This window comes from Aeromicrobium sp. EU05-FHT14F07 (assembly GCF_058790455.1).
The window spans coordinates 26,352-46,191 of the sequence record NZ_JBYTCR010000012.1; the positions used below are offsets into that span (position 1 = coordinate 26,352).

16 protein-coding genes are annotated in these 19,840 nt (G+C 71.6%); 6 read left to right on the top strand and 10 right to left on the bottom strand.

Annotated elements, in window-relative coordinates; genetic code table 11:
* Positions 1-11 precede the first annotated feature (11 nt).
* From prcA to dop, 4 genes are all read right to left on the bottom strand, one after another.
* On the bottom strand, positions 12-707 hold the full coding sequence (prcA, locus tag AC3WRM_RS11640; RefSeq protein ID WP_492248633.1) for a proteasome subunit alpha: 696 nt from the start codon (positions 705-707) through the stop codon (positions 12-14).
* 11 nt (positions 708-718) lie between these two features.
* Positions 719-1,534, bottom strand: a complete 816-nt coding sequence (gene prcB / locus AC3WRM_RS11645; protein ID WP_492248662.1) for a proteasome subunit beta — start codon at positions 1,532-1,534, stop codon at positions 719-721.
* Between the two features lie 11 nt (positions 1,535-1,545).
* On the bottom strand, positions 1,546-1,746 hold the full coding sequence (locus tag AC3WRM_RS11650) for a ubiquitin-like protein Pup (RefSeq protein WP_492248632.1): 201 nt from the start codon (positions 1,744-1,746) through the stop codon (positions 1,546-1,548).
* 928 nt (positions 1,747-2,674) lie between these two features.
* Positions 2,675-4,177, bottom strand: coding sequence for a depupylase/deamidase Dop (dop, locus tag AC3WRM_RS11655; RefSeq protein WP_492248631.1), 1,503 nt, complete (start codon positions 4,175-4,177; stop codon positions 2,675-2,677).
* Between the two features lie 141 nt (positions 4,178-4,318).
* Here dop and AC3WRM_RS11660 point away from each other — a divergent pair, with 141 nt between their 5' ends.
* On the top strand, positions 4,319-5,494 hold the full coding sequence (locus AC3WRM_RS11660; RefSeq protein WP_492248630.1) for a glycosyltransferase family 4 protein: 1,176 nt from the start codon (positions 4,319-4,321) through the stop codon (positions 5,492-5,494).
* A gap of 24 nt (positions 5,495-5,518) precedes the next feature.
* Here the strand turns inward: AC3WRM_RS11660 and AC3WRM_RS11665 are convergent, their stop codons facing one another.
* The 5 genes from AC3WRM_RS11665 to AC3WRM_RS11685 all read right to left on the bottom strand — a co-directional run bounded on the left by AC3WRM_RS11665 (position 5,519) and on the right by AC3WRM_RS11685 (position 10,451).
* Entirely contained in the window at positions 5,519-5,947 is a 429-nt protein-coding gene (locus AC3WRM_RS11665) for a GNAT family N-acetyltransferase (RefSeq protein WP_492248629.1), read from the bottom strand.
* 95 nt (positions 5,948-6,042) lie between these two features.
* Positions 6,043-7,755, bottom strand: a complete 1,713-nt coding sequence (arc, locus tag AC3WRM_RS11670) for a proteasome ATPase (protein WP_492248628.1) — start codon at positions 7,753-7,755, stop codon at positions 6,043-6,045.
* A gap of 173 nt (positions 7,756-7,928) precedes the next feature.
* Positions 7,929-8,816: a tRNA (adenine-N1)-methyltransferase gene (locus AC3WRM_RS11675; protein ID WP_492248627.1), complete on the bottom strand. Its 888-nt coding sequence runs from the start codon at positions 8,814-8,816 to the stop codon at positions 7,929-7,931.
* Positions 8,813-9,766, bottom strand: a complete 954-nt coding sequence (locus AC3WRM_RS11680) for a site-2 protease family protein (RefSeq protein WP_492248626.1) — start codon at positions 9,764-9,766, stop codon at positions 8,813-8,815. Before AC3WRM_RS11680 ends, AC3WRM_RS11675 begins: the two co-directional genes overlap by 4 nt.
* A 37-nt stretch (positions 9,767-9,803) precedes the next feature.
* Positions 9,804-10,451: an HAD family hydrolase gene (locus AC3WRM_RS11685; RefSeq protein WP_492248625.1), complete on the bottom strand. Its 648-nt coding sequence runs from the start codon at positions 10,449-10,451 to the stop codon at positions 9,804-9,806.
* A 74-nt stretch (positions 10,452-10,525) separates the two neighbouring features.
* On the opposite strand from AC3WRM_RS11685, the gene AC3WRM_RS11690 reads away from it, so the two are divergent.
* The 4 genes from AC3WRM_RS11690 (at position 10,526) to AC3WRM_RS11705 (ending at position 17,420) form a co-directional block, all read left to right on the top strand.
* Positions 10,526-11,821 carry an MFS transporter gene (locus AC3WRM_RS11690; protein WP_492248624.1) on the top strand — a complete coding sequence of 432 codons (1,296 nt, stop codon included), beginning with the start codon at positions 10,526-10,528 and terminating at the stop codon, positions 11,819-11,821.
* A gap of 273 nt (positions 11,822-12,094) precedes the next feature.
* Positions 12,095-15,763, top strand: coding sequence for a methionine synthase (gene metH / locus AC3WRM_RS11695; RefSeq protein WP_492248661.1), 3,669 nt, complete (start codon positions 12,095-12,097; stop codon positions 15,761-15,763).
* A 113-nt stretch (positions 15,764-15,876) separates the two neighbouring features.
* On the top strand, positions 15,877-16,722 hold the full coding sequence (locus AC3WRM_RS11700; protein ID WP_492248623.1) for a PAC2 family protein: 846 nt from the start codon (positions 15,877-15,879) through the stop codon (positions 16,720-16,722).
* A complete protein-coding gene (locus tag AC3WRM_RS11705) occupies positions 16,719-17,420 on the top strand; it encodes a DUF2786 domain-containing protein (protein WP_492248622.1) in 702 nt (233 codons plus the stop codon). Before AC3WRM_RS11700 ends, AC3WRM_RS11705 begins: the two co-directional genes overlap by 4 nt.
* 19 nt (positions 17,421-17,439) lie before the next feature.
* Here AC3WRM_RS11705 and mshC read toward each other — a convergent pair whose 3' ends face one another.
* On the bottom strand, positions 17,440-18,654 hold the full coding sequence (gene mshC / locus AC3WRM_RS11710; RefSeq protein WP_492248621.1) for a cysteine--1-D-myo-inosityl 2-amino-2-deoxy-alpha-D-glucopyranoside ligase: 1,215 nt from the start codon (positions 18,652-18,654) through the stop codon (positions 17,440-17,442).
* Between the two features lie 106 nt (positions 18,655-18,760).
* On the opposite strand from mshC, the gene corA reads away from it, so the two are divergent.
* Positions 18,761-19,720, top strand: coding sequence for a magnesium/cobalt transporter CorA (corA, locus tag AC3WRM_RS11715; protein ID WP_492248620.1), 960 nt, complete (start codon positions 18,761-18,763; stop codon positions 19,718-19,720).
* The last annotated feature ends 120 nt before the right edge of the window (positions 19,721-19,840 follow it).

Genomic DNA, 19,840 nt, shown 5'->3' on the forward strand with positions numbered 1-19,840 from the left:
GGGTGGGCGGGTCAGCCGGCGAGCGCGTCCGCGACCGCGGCGTCGGCGAGCCGCTTGAACTTGCGCGGCTGGCTGCGGGTGCGGTCGAGCACGGCGACCTCGAGGTCCGCCGCGGAGATCTCTCGGGCTGGAGTGCTGTCCTGGCCGAGCGCGGCGGCCGCGAGACGCAGCGCCTCCTGCAGGCCGAGCCCCTCCGTGTAGTGCTCGGTGAGGTGGGCGTCGACCTGCTCGCTCTGCCCGCCCATCACGCCGTGGCCACGGACGTCGGCGACCGAGCCGTCGTAGGTGAGCCGGTACACCTGGTCGTGGGCGGCGTCGTCGCCCACCTCGGCCACGAAGATCTCCACCTCGTAGGGCTTCTCGCCGCCGGAGGAGAAGATCGTGCCGAGCGTCTGCGCGTAGGCGTTGGCGAGGCCACGACCGGTGACGTCGCGCCGGTCGTAGGCGTAGCCGCGCATGTCGGCGAGCCGGACGCCCGCGATCCGCAGGTTCTCGAACTCGTTGTAGCGGCCCACGGCCGCGAAGCCGATGCGGTCGTAGATCTCGCTGATCTTGTGCAGCGCCTGCGAGGGGTTCTCGGCGACGAGCAGGATGCCGTCGGCGTACTGGACCACGACGACGCTGCGGCCGCGGCCGATGCCCTTGCGCGCGAAGTCGGCCCGGTCCTTCATGAGCTGCTCGGGCGAGACGTAGAACGGTGCGGTCATGCTGGGTCTCCTCAGGTGAGGGGGGCCGAGGGCCCGTCGGGACGGGTCATGCGGCCACCGATCACGGCGTCGGCGACGGCCGCGGTCTCGGCCTCGTCCCACGCGCGGTAGCCGTCGGCGGTGATGACGCTGACGAGCGGGAAGATCCGCCGGGTGAGGTCCGGTCCGCCCGTGGCGGTGTCGTCGTCGGCGGCGTCATAGAGCGCCTGGATGACGGCGGTGACGGCGGAGCGCTCGTCCATGCCCTCGACGTAGAGCTTCTTGAGGGAGCCGCGCGCGAACGTCGAGCCGGAGCCGACCGAGTGGAACGTGCGCTCCTCGTTCTTGTTGCCGGTGACGTCGAAGGCGAAGATGCGCCCGCACTGCTGATCGAGGTCGTAGGCGGCGAAGAGCGGCACGACGGCCAGGCCCTGCATCGCCATGCCCAGGTTGCCGCGGATCAGGGTGGCGAGGCGGTTGGCCTTGCCGTCCGTGGACAGCGTCGCGCCCTCGATCTTCTCGTAGTGCTCGAGCTCGACCTGGAAGAGCCGGGTCATCTCGATCGCGATGCCCGCGGTCCCGGCGATGCCGACGCACGAGTACTCGTCGGTCGGGAAGACCTTCTGGATGTCGCGCTGCGCGATGACGTTGCCCATCGTCGCCCGCCGGTCGCCCGCCATGACGACGCCGTCGGCGAACGTGGCGGCCACGATCGTCGTGCCGTGCGCGACACCGGCGAGCTCACCGGTGGCGGCGCCGGAGGCACCGGGCATCATCTCGGGCGCCTGCGAGGCGAGGAGGTCGGCGAACGACGAGCCGCCCACCGAGCGGTAGCCGTCGGGCAGCATCGCTGGGCCGTTCACTGGCCGCCCTTCTGCACGAAGCTGCGGACGAACTCCTCGGCGTTCTCCTCGAGGACGTCGTCGATGTCGCCGAGGATCGCGTCGACGTCGTCGTCGAGCTTCTCCTTGCGCTCGGTGTCCTGGGGCGTCTCGACCTCGGCGGTCTCCGCCTGCTCCTCGTCGGACCTGCGGGGCGTCCTGTGCTGCTGCTCGGCCATGGGTTCACCCTAGCCCCCTGGGACGCATGCGCCGCTCGGGTTCCGCGTCATGCGCCGGCGTTGCGCAGGTGCGTGCTCGCTGGTGCGCAGCCTGCGGGCGTCTGTGCTTGATGCTGCGCTGCCTGCAGCGGTCTCGACGTGCTGGTGCGCTGCCTGCGGGGGTCTCGACGTGCTGGTGCGCTGCCCGCGGGGGTCTGTGCTTGGTGGTGCGCTGCCGTAGGAAGTCTGTGGTTACTGGTGCGCTGCCTCGGCTGGCGCTGGGGGTGGTCTCCGAAAGGGCCTCGACCGGCAGCGGGTCCGGGGGTGGCTTCGGGTCTCGGGGTCCGGTCTGGGCCTCAGGTGACGCAGGATTCTTCCTTTACGCGAGATCCGTCCAAGATTCTGCGTTTACGTGGTCCGGCGGTGGATCTGCCACCTTCTGAGCGCTTTACAGGTGGCAGATCCACCGACGAGGGGGCGAGGGGTGTGAAGGATTCTTCTTTCTCGTGGAACGGTCCACGAGAAAGAAGAATCCTTCGTCCCCCCAACGCAAAGGGCAACCAAGATGCTGCCTTCGCGCGTTGAGATCGGAACGCTTCTGCGTTTACGACGGGATCCCGTAGCAAACGCAGAAGCCTTCGAGTCCCAGCGCACGAACGCAGAATCTTGCGTGCCGCGCGGGCCACAGCCCGAGACCCCAGACCAGCGCGCCTGCCACCCGCCCGGTCGAGGCCCTTTCGGAGACCAGACACAGCGAAGGCCGAGGCAGCGCACCAGCAACCACAGACCCCCTACGGCAGCGCAGCAGCACGACGAGACCGCCCACGGCAGCGCAGCATCAAGCACAGACCCCCTGCGGCAGCGCACCAGCAACCACAGACCCCCGCAGGCAGCGCACCGGCCCGACGAGACCCGCAACGCCCCAGCGCCCCCGACCACGAGAGAAAGGTCAGCGCCCGGTGATGGTGCGGAAGAAGGCGGTGGCGTCGGCGCTGTCCTCGAAGAGCGCGCCGACGTGCTCGGCGGTGCCGCGCAGGGGCTCCATGGTGGGGATGCGCTGCAAGGACTCGTAGCCGGGCAGGTCGAGGATGACGGAGTCCCAGGAGGCGGCGGCGACCTCGGCGGCGAAGGTGCTGAGGCAGCGGCCGCGGAAGTAGGCGCGGGTGTCGTGCGGGGGTTCCTCGATGGCGCGGAGCACCTCGGCCTCGTCGACGAGCCGGTCGATGCGGCCGGAGTGGACGAGGCGGTGGTAGATGCCGCGCTCGGGGCGGACGTCGTGGTACTGCAGGTCGACGAGGTGCAGCTTGGCGTGGTCCCAGTCGAGGCCGTCGCGGTCGCGGTAGGACTCGAGCAGCGACAGCTTCGCGACCCAGTCGAGCTCGCGCACGCACTCCATCGGGTCGCGACCGAGGCGGGTGAGCACGCTCTCCCAGCGGGCGAGGATGTCGTCGGTCTGCTCGTCGGTCCCCTCCCGGGCGACGAACGCGCGGGCCTGCTCGAGGTAGTGCCACTGCAGGTCCAGACCCGTCATCGTGCTGCCGTCCTGCAGCTCGACGAGCGCCGTGAGGGTCGGGTCGTGCGAGATGGTGTGCAGCGCGACGACGGGCTGCGCGAGGGCCGGCGCCGACGACAGGAAGCCGGCCTCGAGCATCGCGAGCACGAGCGACGTGGTGCCGTGCTTGAGGTAGATCGACGTCTCGGCGAGGTTCGCGTCGCCGACGATGACGTGCAGCCGCCGGTACTTCTTGGGGTCGGCGTGCGGCTCGTCGCGGGTGTTCACGATGGGCCGCTTCAGCGTGGTCTCGAGCCCGACGCCGACCTCCATGTAGTCGGCACGCTGCGACAGCTGGAACGCGTGCACGCTGCCGTCCTGCCCCTGCCCGACCCGGCCGGCACCGCACATGACGGGCCGGGAGACGAAGAACGGGGTCAGCTGCGCGACGATCGCGTCGAAGGGGACGGCGCGGTCGACGAGGTAGTTCTCGTGCGACCCGTACGACGCGCCCTTGTTGTCGATGTTGTTCTTGTAGAGCACGATCGAGCCAGCGCCCGGCACCTGGGCGGCGAGCTCGGCTCCGCGGCGCATGACGTGTTCTCCGGCCTTCTCCCAGACGACGACGTCACGGGGCGACGTCACCTCGGGCGAGGAGTACTCGGGGTGGGCGTGGTCGACGTAGAGCCGGGCGCCGTTGGTGAGGATGATGTTCGCGAGCCCGAGGTCCTCGTCGGTGAGCTGCGTCGGGTCGGCGTGGTCGCGGCTGAGGTCGAATCCCCGCGCGTCGCGCAGCGGGCTCTCCTCCTCGAAGTCCCAGCGGGCCCGACGGGTGAGGCCGTGCGCGGCGGCGTAGCTGTTGACGACGTGCGTCGACGCCACCATGGGGTTCGCGCTCGGCTGCCCCTGCACGGCGATGCCGTACTCGACCTCGCTGCCCTGGACCCGACGCACCGTCATGGGCCCAGCGTAGGGGTGACGTCCTCGCCGCGTCGGCCCACCGCGTCGCGACGAGGCCGGGCGCCGGCGCGTCACGCCGACTTCGCCGCGAGGTCACCTGGACGTGGCCCCCCGGACGTCGGCGGCCGCGACGCTGGGCGCATGAGGATCGTGATCGTCGCAGAGTCCTTCCTCCCCCAGACCAACGGTGTCGTGCACTCGGTGCTGCGGGTCCTCGACCACCTGGCGTCCCGGGGTGACGAGGTGCTGGTCGTCGTGCCGGACGCGGCCACCGAGGTGCCGCACGAGGTCGCCGGCGCGCGGGTCGTGACCATGCCGGCCTGGGCCTTCCCGGGGTACCCCGACGTGAGGGTCGCGACCGGGCGGGTCTCCCCCGTGACCGCGATCCTGCGCGACTTCGACCCCGACGTCGTGCACCTCGCGTCGCCGTTCGCGCTCGGCTGGCGTGCCGCGCTCGCGGCGAACGCGCTCGACATCCCCGTGGTGGCCGTCTACCAGACCGACGTCCCCACCTACGCGGGCCGCTACGGCATCCGTGGCGTCGAGAACCTGCTGTGGAAGCGGGTGCGCGACGTGCACGGTCGCGCCGACCTCAACCTCGTCCCCTCCACGTCCACCCTGGACACGCTCCAGGCGCAGGGCGTGGAGCGGCTCGTCCTGTGGAGGCGCGGCGTCGACACGGAGCGCTTCTCCCCCGCCCGCCGTGACGACGCCTGGCGACGTGCCGTGGCAGCCGACGGGGAGCGGCTCGTCGGGTACGTCGGGCGCCTCGCGCCGGAGAAGCAGGTGCAGGACCTCGCGGCCCTCGCCGACGTGCCGGGCACGCGCCTGGTGGTCGTGGGCGACGGTCCGGAGCGGGCCCGGCTCGAGCGGCTGCTGCCCGGTGCCCACTTCACCGGCATGCTGCACGGGACGGAGCTCGCGACGGCGATGGCGAGCCTCGACGTGATGGTGAGCACGAGCGAGACGGAGACGTTCTGCCAGGTCGTCCAGGAGGGGCTCGCGAGCGGCGTGCCGGTCGTGGCGGCCGGGGTGGGCGGGCCGGTCGACCTCGTCGACCACAGCCGCACCGGCTGGCTCTACCCGGCCGGTGACCTGGCGGCGATGACCGCGTGGGTGCGCGACCTGACGGGCGACGAGGCCAAGCGGGCCGCGTTCGGCCGCGCCGCCCGCCGCGCCGTCGACGGGCGCGGCTGGCAGGCCGTGTGCTCCCAGCTCGTCGGCCACTACGCGACGGCGATCGAGCGGCACGCGGGCGTCGGACCGCAGGACATCGGCCTGCTGCACTGGACGACGCGCCGCATGGTCAAGGGCTGAGTGCGGCCGGGCGGGCTGCCCGGCTCACTCCTCCCCGGCGATGCTCTTCGCGAGGTGCACGCTGTCGTCGTAGCCGGCGTAGAAGCCGAACGCGGGCACGTCGGCGTAGCCGCTGGACGTGTAGAGCGCGATGGCCTCGGGCTGCTGGTCACCCGTCTCGAGCACGAGGCGACGGACGCCGGCCTCGGCGGCGGTGCGCTCGAGCTCCGCGAGCACCAGCCGGGCGAGTCCGAGACGCCGGTGCGTCTCGCGGACGAACATCCGCTTGATCTCGGCGTCCGACGCGCCCTGCGGTCCACCGCGACGCCACCCGCCCATCGCGGCGGGCTGCCCGTTGACCTCGAGCACGACGAACAGCCCCCGCGGTGGCACGAACTCCTCCGCGTCGATCGGCGAGACGTCGCCCTCTCCGCCGTAGCGTCGGCCGTACTCGGCCTGCACCTCAGCCGTCATGGCGACCACCTCGGGGTCGTCGTAGCGCGCGACTCGCAGGTGCGGCCGCCCCGAGGGGACGGCCGCACCTGACGGGCTCGCGGTGAGGTCGCCGCTCAGAGGTACTGCCCCGTGTTCGCGACCGTGTCGATCGAGCGGCCGGGCTCGTTGCCGCCCTTGCCGGTGATGAGCGTGCGGATGAAGACGATCCGCTCGCCCTTCTTGCCCGAGATCCGCGCCCAGTCGTCGGGGTTGGTCGTGTTCGGCAGGTCCTCGTTCTCCTTGAACTCGTCGAGGCACGCCTGCAGCATGTGCTGCACCCGCAGACCCTTCTGCCCGGTCTCCAGGAGGTCCTTGATCGCCATCTTCTTGGCGCGGTCGACGATGTTCTGGATCATCGCGCCGGAGTTGAAGTCCTTGAAGTACAGGACCTCCTTGTCGCCGTTGGCGTACGTGACCTCGAGGAACTGGTTGTCCTCGGACTCGGTGTACATCGCCTCGACGGTGCGCTGGATCATGCCCTGCGTCGTCGCGGTCCGGTCACCACCCCACTCCGCGAGGTCGTCGGGGTGCAGCGGCAGCGTCGGCGTCAGGTACTTGCTGAAGATGTCGCGCGCCGACTCCGCGTCGGGGCGCTCGATCTTGATCTTCACGTCGAGGCGACCGGGACGCAGGATGGCCGGGTCGATCATGTCCTCGCGGTTGGAGGCACCGATGACGAGGACGTTCTCGAGGCCCTCGACGCCGTCGATCTCGCTCAGCAACTGCGGCACGATCGTGTTCTCGACGTCGGAGGACACGCCCGAGCCACGCGTGCGGAACAGCGAGTCCATCTCGTCGAAGAACACGATGACCGGCGTGCCCTCGCTGGCCTTCTCGCGCGCCCGCTGGAACACGAGCCGGATGTGCCGCTCGGTCTCGCCGACGTACTTGTTGAGCAGCTCCGGGCCCTTGATGTTGAGGAAGTAGGAGCGGCCCTCCTCGCCGGTGCGTTCGGAGACCTTCTTGGCCAGGCTCGCCGCGACCGCCTTGGCGATCATCGTCTTGCCGCAGCCGGGTGGGCCGTAGAGCAGGACGCCCTTCGGCGGCTTGAGCTCGTGCTCGACGAACACGTCGGGGTGCAGGTAGGGCAGCTCGACGGCGTCCTTGATGGAGTCGATCTGCCCGCGGAGGCCACCGATCGACTCGTAGTCGACGTCGGGCACCTCCTCCAGGACCAGCTCCTCGACCTCGCTCTTCGGGATGCGCTCGTAGACCCAGCCGGCACGGCTGTCGAGCAGCAGGGAGTCGCCGGCACGCAGCTTCAGCCCGACCAGGGAGTCGGCCAGCTTGACGACCTTCTCGTCGTCCGTGTTGCCCAGCACCAGGGCGCGCTCGCCGTCGGCCAGGATCTCCTTGAGCATCACCACCTCGCCGGTGGTCTCGAAGTCGAGGGCGGCGACGACGTTCATCGCCTCGTTGAGGATGACCTCCTGGCCCCGGCGCAGCTCGTCGCGGGCGACGGCCGGGCTGACCGTGACCCGCAGCTTGCGCCCGCCGGTGAACACGTCGACCGTGTCGTCGTCGTTGCGCTGCAGGAACGTGCCGAAGCCCGTCGGCGGCTGCGCCAGGCGGTCGACCTCCTCCTTGAGGGCGACGATCTGGTCGCGCGCGTCGCGCAGCGTGGTGCTCAGCCGCTCGTTCTGCGCCGTCGTCGAGGCCAGCCGCCCCTCCAGGTCGGAGAGCCGGGAGTCGAGCGACCCCTCCGAGCCCAGGCGTCGCCTGAGGTGCTCGACCTCGGCGCGCAGATATGCCAGCTCGTGGTCGGCGCCACGGGGGTTCTCGTTCACGATCGCCACCTCCTGCTCGTCGAGTTCGACCCTAACGGAGATCAGGTTGCACGAAAGGTCGTCTCAGCGCGCGTCGGATGACGATCGTGTTGCGGGGCTGTCCTCCGCCCACGGCCCGGAACCCCCGCCGGGCTGTCCTCCGCCCACGGCCCGGAACCCCCGCCGGGCGGGGGTCAGAGGTCGGTGCCGGCGGGACGGGGCCCGGTGTAGTCCGGTCCGTAGGCGCCCGGTGCGGGGCGGCGGGTCTTCTCGAGGGCCGGGTGGCCCGGCGCCATGCGGCGTGCGGTGACGAGGAACGCCGTGTGACCGACCATCTTGTGGTCGGGGCGCACGGCGAGGCCCTCGAGGTGCCAGGACCGCTGCATGGTCTCCCAGGCGTGCGGCTCGGTGAAGCCGCCGTCGGCACGCAACGTCTCGACGAACCGCGACAGCTGGGTCGTCGTCGCGACGTACGCGCAGACGATGCCGCCGGGCACGAGACGCTCCGCCGCGAGCGGCACGCACGACCACGGGTCGACCATGTCGAGGACGAGCCGGTCGATCTCCGGCTCCGCCATCACCTCGCGGACGTCCCCGACGGTGAGGGTCCACTCCGGGTGGTCGGTGCCGACGAGCTGCTCGACGTTCCGGCGCGCCGTCTCGGCGAACTCCTCGCGGATCTCGTAGGACCCGAGGTGGCCGTCCGGCCCGACGGCGCGCAGGAGGTAGGCCGTCAGGCTGCCCGATCCCGCACCGGCCTCGACGACCCGCGCACCGGGGTAGATGTCGGCCATCGTGACGATGTGCGCGGCGTCCTTCGGGTAGATGATCGCCGCACCGCGGGGCATCGAGACGACGTACTCCGACAGCAGCGGCCGGAACACCTGGTACCGCCCCTCGAGCGTGGAGGTGACGATGATGCCCTCGGGCTCACCGATGATGTCGTCGTGGCGGAGCTGCCCCTTCTTCGTGGAGAACTCGCGCCCGACCTCGAGCCGGATGTTGTGCTTGCGACCCTTGGCGTCGGAGAGCCGGACCCACTCGCCCTCGACGAACGGTCCGCTGCGCATCCAGGTGGTCATGATTCCCTTCGGTAGGCGGCGTCGACGTCCGACGCCAGGAGGACGCCCACCGGCCGCTCCTCGTCGTCGACGAGCAGGTACACCTCGGCCGGGCGTGCGGTCATCGCGCGCAGCAGGGCCGTGCCCCTGGTCCGCACGCTGAGGCGGGGCCAGTGGGGCGAGACGTCGTCGGTGAGCGCACGCCCGAGCTCGTCGGCGCGCAGGCCGTTCATGCGCGTGCCTCGGTCGGCACCGCGCAGGGCACCGGTGGCGCCGACCCAGAGGAACGAGGCGACGAACGCGACGAGGACGACGTCGAGCCACCAGCGCGCGCTCCACGTCTCGCCCTGCGCGGCACGCCAGAGGACGAAGGCGCTGATCCCGACGGCCGCGAGACGCCCGATCCACGCGGTCACGACGACGCCGAGCCGCTCGGAGCGGGTGGCCATCCAGATGAGCGCGCGCAGCACCCGGCCACCGTCGAGCGGCAGGCCGGGCAGCATGTTGAAGGCCGCGACGAGCAGGTTCACCCACCCGATGGACCACCACAGGTCGCGCGCCACGCCGTCGCTGCCGTCGGCGAGCGCGTGCGCCAGGAGACCGATGCCGAGCGAGGCCAGGGGGCCGACCACCGAGGTCAGCAGCTCCTGCCACGGGGTTCGGCTCTCGCCCTCGATCGCGGTCTCGCCGCCAAGCAGGTGCAGGGTGACCGAAGGGACGCGCATGCCGAACGCGCGCGCCACGCCCAGGTGCGCGAGCTCGTGCACGAGCACCGACACGTAGAGGGCGAGCACGAAGGTGGCCGCCAGCAGGTAGGCGCTCGTCCTGGCCTCGGCCTGGAAGCGCGGAGCGAACAGCACGACGAGGACGACACCCATCACCAGCAGCGACGGACGCGCGAGCAGGTCCGCGCCGCCCAGCCGGCCGAAGCGGATCGTGCCACGCGGCGGCGGGTTCGACGGGACGCTCACGCCGTCCAACCTAGCGGTGTGGGCCGCGACGGCGTGCTCAGGCGCCCGACCACAGTGCCGCGACACCTGCGGGGTCGAGACCGGCGAGGGTGGTGCGCAGCCGCCGACGCGGGCCGTCGGGCACGCGCACCATGTGCGGCACGGCCAGCACGACGCACCCGGCGGCGTCGGCCGAGGCCGCGCCGGTGGCGGAGTCCTCGATCGCGAGGCAGGAGCCGGGATCGACGCCGAGCGCCCGCGCGGCGGCGAGGTAGGGCTCGGGGTGCGGCTTGCCGTGGGTGACGCTGTCGCCCGTGACGACGGCGTCGAAGGGCAGGACGTCGACGACGGGCTGCGCGATCTCGCGGTACGACATCGTCACGAGGGCCTGGGGCACGCCGGCCTCGGCCAGCGCGTGCACGAGCTCTCGCGCACCGGGCCGCCACGGGAGGTCGCGGCGCATCGCGACCGCGATCTCGTCGACGAGGTGGGCGACGATCTGCTCCGGCGCGAGGCCCGAGTCGATCCGCGCCTCGATGATGCGCGCGGACTCCATGAGGTCGTTGCCGACGAGACCGAGCCCGTCCTCCTCCGTCCACGTCGCGCCGTGCTGCGCGGCGAGCGCGGTCTCGGCGGCCATCCAGAGCGGCTCGGTGTCGACGATCGTGCCGTCGAGGTCCCAGAGGACGGCGGCGGGTGTGGTCACCGCACGAGCCTAGGAGATCCCCCGCCGGCCCTCGGACACGGCCTGTCGGTGGTGACGCCTAGGTTGGGACCGACATGACCGAGCTCACGCCCCGTCCCGGTGCCGGTGCGCTGCCGGTCCGGGGGTGGGCCCGCGGACCGCTGCGCCCGTTCCGCCACCCCCAGTACCGCCCGCTGATCGGCGCGGCGGCCTTCGAGCTGCTCGGGGAGGGTGTCTGGGTCATCGCCGTGGTGTGGCAGGTGATCGCCCTCGGCGGCGGTCCCGGGGCGCTCTCCCTCGCCGTCACGGGCTACGCGCTCGGCATGGTCGCCACGGTGCTCGTCGGTGGTGTCGCCGCCGACCGGGTGCCGCAGCGGCGCATCCTCATGGCCACCGCGACCGCCCGGATGGTCGTCCTCGCGGTGGTCGCGGCGCTCGCGCTCGCAGGAGGCCTGGAGATCTGGCACCTCACCGTCGGCGGCGCCGTCCTCGGCATGGCGGTCGGCTTCTACTTCCCGGCCTACAGCGCGCTGCTGCCGTCGATCGTCGACGCCGACGACCTCCTCGCCGCCAACGGCGTCGAGGGGTTCCTGCGGCCGACGCTCCAGCACGCCGGTGGCCCTGCGCTCGGGAGCCTCGTGGTCGCCCTAGCCTCACCGGCCTGGGCGCTCCTGCTCGTCGCCGTCTGCCAGCTGTGCTGCCTGCTCACCCTGCTGCTCCTGCGGCCGGTGCCGCTGCGCCGCGACGCCGCAGCACTCGGCGACCACCCCCTGCGCGGTGCGATCGACGACCTGCGCGGCGGGGTGCGCTACATGGTCCGGACGCCGTGGTTCCTCGCGACGTTGCTCTTCGCCTGCCTCATGCTGCTGCTCGTCGTCGGTCCGATGGACGTGCTCATCCCCTTCGTCGTCAAGGACGGCGGCGGCGACGCGACGGGCCACGCCTGGATCCTGGCCGCGTACGGCGCCGGCAGCGCCCTCGCCTCGCTCGGCATGAGCATGCTGCGGATGCCCCGGCGCTACCTCACCGCCATGGTCCTGATGTGGGGCGTCGGGTGCCTGCCGTTCGTGGTCGTCGGCTTCACGTCGTCGGTGCCCGCGATCGCCGTGGCCCTCTTCGTGGTGGGCGTCCTGCTCTCCGCACCGATGGTGATCTGGGGCACGCTGCTGCAGCGTCGCGTGCCGCCGGAGCTCCTCGGTCGCGCCTCGAGCCTCGACTTCTTCGTCTCGCTGCTGCTAGTGCCGGCGTCCGTCGCTCTCGCCGGTCCGGCCGGTGAGCTGGTGGGCGTGCGAGAGGTGTTCCTCGTCGCCTCGGTGGTCCCGGTGGTCGTGGCGGTCCTCGCCATCGTGTGGGCGCGGATGCCGGCCGACGAGGTCGCACACCCCCTGTGAGCGTGACCTCGTGGGCGTGACCTCCCGCGTCACCTTGCGTTCTCGTGGGATGATGGTGCACGAATCTCCGCGAAGGTCCACGCGAGCCCGCCGCCGGCTGGGGGTTCCCACCATCACCAGGACGTCAGCGCTCCGTGCACCAGGCCGGAGGACGTCGTCCGTTCGTGTCGATCGTGGAGGACTGAGGCGACCGTGGAGCAGCGTGTGACCCGACCCCAGGTGTGGCGTCCCGACGCCACCGAGGACCTGACGGCCCGACTCTCGGAGCGCATCATGGTGCTCGACGGCGCCATGGGCACCGCGATCCAGCGTGACCGCCCCGACGAGGCCGGCTACCGCGGCGAGCGCTTCAAGGACTGGCCGAGCGACGTCGTCGGCAACAACGACCTGCTGACCCTCACCCAGCCCGACATCATCGCGGGCATCCACCGCGAGTACCTCGAGGCCGGCGCCGACGTCATCGAGACCAACACGTTCAACGCCAACGCCGTCTCCCTGCGCGACTACGACATGGTCGAGCTCGCGTACGAGCTCAACTACGAGGCCGCCGCTCTCGCCCGCCGCGAGGCCGACGCGGTCACCGAGCAGACGCCGGACCGTCCGCGCTACGTCGCCGGCGCGCTCGGCCCGACCACCCGCACCGCCTCGATCTCCCCGGACGTCAACGACCCGGGCGCTCGCAACGTCTCGTACACCGAGCTCGTCGACGCCTACGCCGAGGCCACCCGGGCGCTCCTCGACGGCGGGGCCGACCTGATCTTCATCGAGACCATCTTCGACACGCTGAACGCCCGCGCCGCGATCTTCGCCGTCGAGACGGTGTTCGAGGAGTACGGGCGTCGCTGGCCGATCGTCATCTCCGGCACGATCACCGACGCCTCCGGGCGCACGCTGTCGGGCCAGACCACCGAGGCCTTCTGGTACTCGGTGCGGCACGCGAAGCCGCTCCTGGTGGGCCTGAACTGCGCACTGGGCGCCGAGGAGATGCGGCCCTACGTCGCGGAACTGTCGCGCCTGGCCGACTGCTTCGTGTCCTGCTACCCCAACGCCGGTCTGCCCAACGCGTTCGGCGAGTACGACGAGGCTCCAGACCAGACGGCGGCCGTGCTGCGCGAGTTCGCCGAGGCCGGCCTGTACAACCTCGTCGGCGGCTGCTGCGGCACGACGCCCGACCACATCGGGCACATCGCCCAGGTCGTCGAGGGCCTCCCGCCGAGGGTGCCCGCCACCGTCGAGCCCGCGCTGCGCCTCTCGGGCCTCGAGCCGCTCGTGGTCGACGCCGACTCGCTGTTCGTCAACGTCGGCGAGCGCACCAACATCACCGGCTCGGCCCGCTTCCGCAACCTCATCCGCGACGGCGACTACGACACCGCGCTCGCCGTCGCCCTCCAGCAGGTCGAGAACGGCGCGCAGGTCATCGACGTCAACATGGACGAGGGCATGATCGACGGCGTCGCCGCGATGGACCGCTTCCTCAAGCTCGTCGCGGCCGAGCCCGACATCTGCCGTGTCCCGGTCATGGTCGACTCCTCGAAGTGGGACGTCATCGAGGCCGGCCTGCGGGTGCTGCAGGGCAAGTCGATCGTCAACTCCATCTCCCTGAAGGAGGGCGTCGAGCCGTTCGTCGAGCACGCGCGCCTCTGCCGCAAGTACGGCGCAGCCGTCGTCGTCATGGCCTTCGACGAGGACGGCCAGGCCGACACGCTGGAGCGGCGCAAGGAGATCTGCGAGCGCGCCTACCGGATCCTCGTCGACGAGGTCGGCTTCCCGGCCGAGGACATCATCTTCGACCCGAACGTCTTCGCGGTGGCGACCGGCATCGAGGAGCACGCCGAGTACGGCATCGACTTCATCGAGGGCACGCGCTGGATCAAGCAGAACCTGCCGCACGCGCTCGTCTCGGGCGGCGTCTCGAACGTCTCGTTCTCCTTCCGCGGCAACAACCCGGTGCGCGAGGCGATCCACGCCGTGTTCCTCTTCCACGCCATCCGCGCGGGCATGGACATGGGCATCGTCAACGCCGGAGCGCTGGTGGTCTACGACCAGGTCGACGAGCGGCTCCGCGAGCGCATCGAGGACGTGATCCTCAACCGTCGTCCCGACGCCACGGAGCGGCTGCTCGACATCGCGACCGAGTTCGCGGGCACCGGCGAGAAGGCCGAGGCCGCGAGCGAGGAGTGGCGCTCCCTCCCGATCGGCGAGCGCATCACGCACGCCCTCGTGAAGGGCATCGACGCCCACGTGGAGGACGACACCGAGGAGCTGCGCGCGCTCATCGAGGAGCGTGGCGGCAAGCCGATCGAGGTCATCGAGGGTCCGCTCATGGACGGCATGAACGTCGTCGGCGACCTGTTCGGTGCGGGCAAGATGTTCCTCCCCCAGGTGGTGAAGTCGGCGCGCGTCATGAAGAAGGCCGTCGCCTACCTCATCCCGTACATCGAGGCCACGAAGGACGAGTCCGACAAGGGCCGCAGCAACGGCACCGTCATCATGGCCACGGTCAAGGGCGACGTGCACGACATCGGCAAGAACATCGTCGGCGTGGTGCTGCAGTGCAACAACTACGACGTGATCGACCTCGGCGTCATGGTCCCGCCGCAGAAGATCCTCGACGCGGCGAAGGAGCACGGCGCCGACGTGATCGGGCTGTCGGGTCTCATCACGCCCTCGCTCGACGAGATGGTGACCGTCGCCGGGGAGATGGAGCGCCAGGGCTTCGACGTCCCGCTCCTGATCGGTGGCGCGACGACGTCGCGGGCGCACACGGCCGTCAAGGTCGACGAGCGCTACCACGGCCCGGTGGTGTGGGTGAAGGACGCGTCGCGGTCGGTCCCGGTGGTCGCGTCGCTGCTGTCCGACGCGCAGAAGCCGCAGTTCCTCGAGGCGCTCAAGGACGACTACGACGGGCTGCGCGAGCGGCACGCCGCCCGCCAGGACACGCGCAAGCTGCTGCCGATCGAGGAGGCGCGCGCCGACGCGACCCCGATCGACTGGGACGGCTACGCGCCGCCGCAGCCGCAGTGGGAGGTGGGTGTCCCCCACGTGCTGGAGGACTATCCCCTCGACGAGCTGCGCCAGTACATCGACTGGCAGCCGTTCTTCAACGCGTGGGAGATGAAGGGACGCTTCCCCGACATCCTGCACAACCCCGCCACCGGTGAGGCGGCCTCCAAGCTCTACGCCGACGCCCAGGAGATGCTCGACCGCATCGTCGCCGAACGCTGGCTGACGGCGAGGGGCGTCGTCGGCATCTTCCCCGCCAACGGACGCGGCGACGACACCATCGTCTTCGCCGACGAGGCGCGCGAGGAGTCCGTGGCCGTGCTGCACCACCTGCGCCAGCAGACCGAGCACCGCAAGGGCGTCGCCCACAAGAGCCTCGCCGACTTCGTCGCCCCGCTCGAGACCGGCCTGCCCGACCACGTGGGGGCGTTCGCCGTGACCGCGGGCCTGGGCAGCGCCGAGCGCATCGCCGAGTTCAAGGAGCAGCTCGACGACTACAGCGCCATCCTGCTGGAGGCGCTCGCCGACCGGCTCGCGGAGGCCTTCGCCGAGCGGCTGCACGAGCGTGTCCGCCGCGAGATCTGGGGCTACCAGCCGGAGGAGTCGCTCGACAACGAGCAGCTCATCGCCGAGAAGTACGTCGGCATCCGGCCGGCACCGGGCTACCCGGCGTGCCCGGAGCACACCGAGAAGCAGACGCTGTGGGAGCTGCTCGACGTCGAGAAGCACACCGGCATCGAGCTCACCGAGAGCATGGCGATGTGGCCCGGAGCGTCGGTGAGCGGCTGGTACTTCTCCCACCCGCAGTCGCAGTACATGGTGGTGGGCCGGCTCGGCCGCGACCAGGTCGCCGACTACGCCGAGCGCAAGGGCTGGAGCGTCGCCGAGGCGGAGCGCTGGCTGTCCCCCAACCTCGGGTACCGCCCTGACAGCGAGTAGGGAGCCGCAGTGCCACCTCGCCGCCCGGTGCCCGGCACCCCCGCCGGTGCCGTTCGCCGCCCGGTGCCCAGCACCCCCGCCGGCGCACCGACCTTCCCCGTAGGGTGGTGGACGTGCAGTCGATCCCCCCGTTGAACGACCCCTGGATGGTGGCCGCGTTCGAGGGCTGGAACGACGCCGGCGACGCAGCGTCGTCCGTCGTCGACCACCTCGTCGAGGAGTGGGACGCCCAGGTGCTCGCCGAGCTCGACCCGGAGGACTACTACGACTTCCAGGTGACCCGGCCGATCGTCCACCCCGACGAGGACGGCGCGCGGGTGCTGCACTGGCCGACGCCGACGCTCTGGCACGCACGTCCGCGCTCCTCCGAGCGCGACGTGCTGCTGTTCAAGGCGCCGGAGCCGAACTTCCGCTGGAAGCACTTCTGCTCCACGGTGCTGGGGCTCGCGAGGCTCGCCGGGGTCACCGAGGTGGTCACCCTGGGAGCCCTGCTCGCGGACACGCCGCACACGCGGCCCGTGCCGGTCAGCGGCTCCACCAGCGACCCCACGCTCGCCGAGCGGCTCTCCCTGCGACCCTCGAGCTACGTGGGACCCGTCGGCATCAACGCGGTGCTCGGCGAGGTTGCGTCGGCGGACGGTCTGCCCGCCATCTCGCTGTGGGCCGCCGTGCCGCACTACGTGGCCGAGCCACCGTGCCCGAAGGCCACGCTCGCGCTCCTCGGCGCACTGGAGGACGCCGTGGGCGTGCCTCTCCCCCAGGGCGCGCTGGAGGAGATGGCCCAGGCCTGGCAGCACGGCGCCGACGACCTCATGGCGCAGGACCCCGAGATCGCCGAGTACGTGGCGGAGCTCGAGGAGGAGCACACCACCGACGAGCTGCCCGAGGCCAGCGGCGACGCGATCGCGCGCGAGTTCGAGCGCTACCTCCGTCGGCGCAACGTCGACGGCGGTCCGTGAGCGACGACGCCACCCTGCGTCGGGTCCGGCAGCTGCTCGTGCTCGCCGACGACCCGGGGGCGACCCCTGCCGAGGCGCAGGCGTGCCGCGACAAGGCCGAGGCCCTGATGGCCCGCTACGGCATCGACGCCGCGCTGCTCGCCGCCGACGGGCACCCGACGAGCGGGGTCGTCGACGCCTACCTGCGGCTCGACGCGCCCTACCTGCGCGACAAGGCGACGCTCGCGGTGCACGTCGCCCACGCGCTGCGCTGCCAGTCGGTGCTGGTGGGTGGCGAGCGGACGACGACGGTGCACGTCTTCGGCTTCGAGGCCGACGTCCGCAGCACCGAGATCCTCGTGACGAGCCTGCTGGTGCAGGCGGCGCACGAGCTGGCGCGGGTCACGGTGCCGCCCGGTCAGCATGCCGCGGCCTTCCGCCGCTCCTGGTGGCAGGGCTTCGCGCAGGCGGTCTACGTCAGGCTGCGCAGCGTCGAGGACGACGCCCGCGCCGACGCGCAGGCTGAGCGGTCCGAGGCGGATCCGTCGGTGGAGATCGTCCTGGCCGACCGCAGCGCGGAGGTCGAGTCCGCGATGCACGCCCGGTACGGCGACCTGCGGCGTGCGCCGCGTCGCAGGCTCAGCGGCGGCGGGCTGGCCGACGGCTACGCCAGCGGAGAGCGTGCCGACCTCGGACGCGGCACGTCGCTGCAGCGCTGAGGACGACCTCGCCGGCCGCTCAGAGCAGGACGCCGAGCAGGAGGTCGAGGGCGGCGCGCACGCGCGCCGGTGCGGCGGCGTCGGACCCGTCGGCGGCGGCCCAGGCGTCGACGGCCGCGAGGGCGCGAGGCGCGTCGAGGTCGTCGGAGAGGGCCGCCAGCACGTCACCGACGACCTGGTCGGCCGGTGCCGTCGTGGGGCGCTCGACGGCGGCGCGCCAGCGCGCCAGACGCTCCTCGGCGTCGGTCAGGTCGGCGTCGAACCACTCCCAGTCGCTGCGGTAGTGGTGGGCGAGCAGGGCGAGCCGGATGGCCATCGGGTCGGTCCCGGACTCGCGCAGCCGCGACACGAGGACGAGGTTGCCCTTGCTCTTCGACATCTTCTCGCCCTCGAAGCCGACCATGCCGGCGTGCACGAACGCGCGGGCGAACTCCTCGCCGGTGGCGACGCGCGCCTCCGAGGCGGACATCTCGTGGTGCGGGAACGCGAGGTCCGAGCCGCCCCCCTGCACGTCGAAGTCGGTGCCCAGGTGCTCCAGGGCGATCGCCGCGCACTCCACGTGCCAGCCGGGGCGCCCGGGACCCAGCGGCGACTCCCACGACGGCTCCCCCTCGCGGGGCGCCTGCCACACGAGGCAGTCGAGCGGGTGCCGCTTGCCGGGCCGGTCGGGGTCGCCCCCACGCTCGCCGAAGACGCGGCGCATCGTCTCGTCGTCCAGCCCGGACACCGACCCGAACGCGGCGTCGGCGTGCACGTCGAAGTAGAGGTCGTCGTCGACGCGGTAGACGGCGTCGCCGAGGCGCTGGACGAGCGTGGTGACGAGGTCGATGGACTCGACCGCACCGACGTAGTGCTGGGGCGCCAGGACGCGCAGGGCGGTCATGTCGGTGCGGAACAGCTCGGTCTCGCGCTCGGCGAGCTCCTGCCAGTCGATCCCGGTCGCGGTGGCCCGCTCGAGCAGCGGGTCGTCGACGTCGGTGACGTTCTGCGTGTAGGAGACGTCGAGTCCTCGCGCGAGCCACTGACGCTGCAGCAGGTCGAAGGTGAGGTAGGTCGAGGCGTGCCCGAGGTGGGTGGCGTCGTAGGGCGTGATGCCGCAGACGTAGAGCCGCGCCACGTGCTCGGGGGCCGACTCGACGAGGCCCGCCGCGCGGGTGTCGTGGATCCGCAGCGGCGGGACGGCGACCCCGGAGAGCTCGATCGTGGGGACCTCGGGACCCGTCCAGGCGCGCATGGGTCCGAGCGTATCCGTCGGCCGCGACGGCGCACCCGGCGCGTCAGGGCGTCCGCCGCGGGGCGCGTCGCGCGTGCGCCGCGCGCCGGTGGTCCAGAATGTGTGCGTGATCGTCGACTGCGCCACCTACCGCGACGGCGTCCGCCAGGACACCGCCCACGACGAGCAGTCGCTGCGCTCGGCGTTGGACGCCCTCGAGGACCACGAGTTCCTCTGGATCGGCATGGCGAATCCCAAGGTGGACGAGCTGACCCGTGTCGCGTCGGCCCTGTCCCTCCACCCGCTCGCCGTCGAGGACGCGCTCGAGGCGCACCAGCGGCCGAAGGTCGAGCGCTACTCCGACCACCTGTTCGCGTCGCTGCGCAGCGTCACCTACAGCGACGACGACATCCGCACGCACGAGGTCAACGTCTTCCTCGGCGAGAAGTTCCTGCTGACCGTCCGGCACGGCGGGGAGTCGCTGCGGGAGGCCCGGCGGCGCGCGGAGTCGGTCGACGGAGCGATGTCGCACGGTCCCACGGCGGCCTTCCACGCGGTGATCGACACGATCGTCGACCACTACGAGGACGTCGCACGTGAGCTGGAGCAGGACGTGGAGGAGGTCGAGACGTCGGTGTTCTCCACCGAGCGCACGAGCGACTCGACGCGCATCTACCGGCTCAAGCGCGAGACGCTGGAGTTCCGGCGCGCGGTGCTGCCGCTGCGCGAGCCGGTGCAGCGGTTCGCCACGGTCGCGGTGCCGGAGGAGGCGCGGCCCTACTTCCGCGACATCGCCGACCACCTCGCCCGCGCGTCCGAGGCGATCGACGCGATCGACCACCTGCTCGACAACGCGCTCAACGCGCACCTCGCACAGCTCTCGGTCCAGCAGAACGAGGACATGCGCAAGCTGACCGCGGGCGCGACGATCTTCGCCGTCCCGACCGCGATCGCGGGCATCTACGGCATGAACTTCCGCTACATGCCCGAGCTCTCCTGGCACCTCGGCTACCCCGCCTGCCTCGCCGTGATCGCCGGCCTGTGCTTCTACATCTACCGCCGCTTCAAGCGGTCGGGCTGGCTGTAGGGCGGTCGGGAGGCGCGGCCTTGCTGGTGCGCTGCCTGCGAAGGTCTGGGCTTGCTGGTGCGCGGCCTGTGGTCGCGCTGGACGTGGCCTGCGAGACGGCCTCGACCGGGCAGCTGGGTG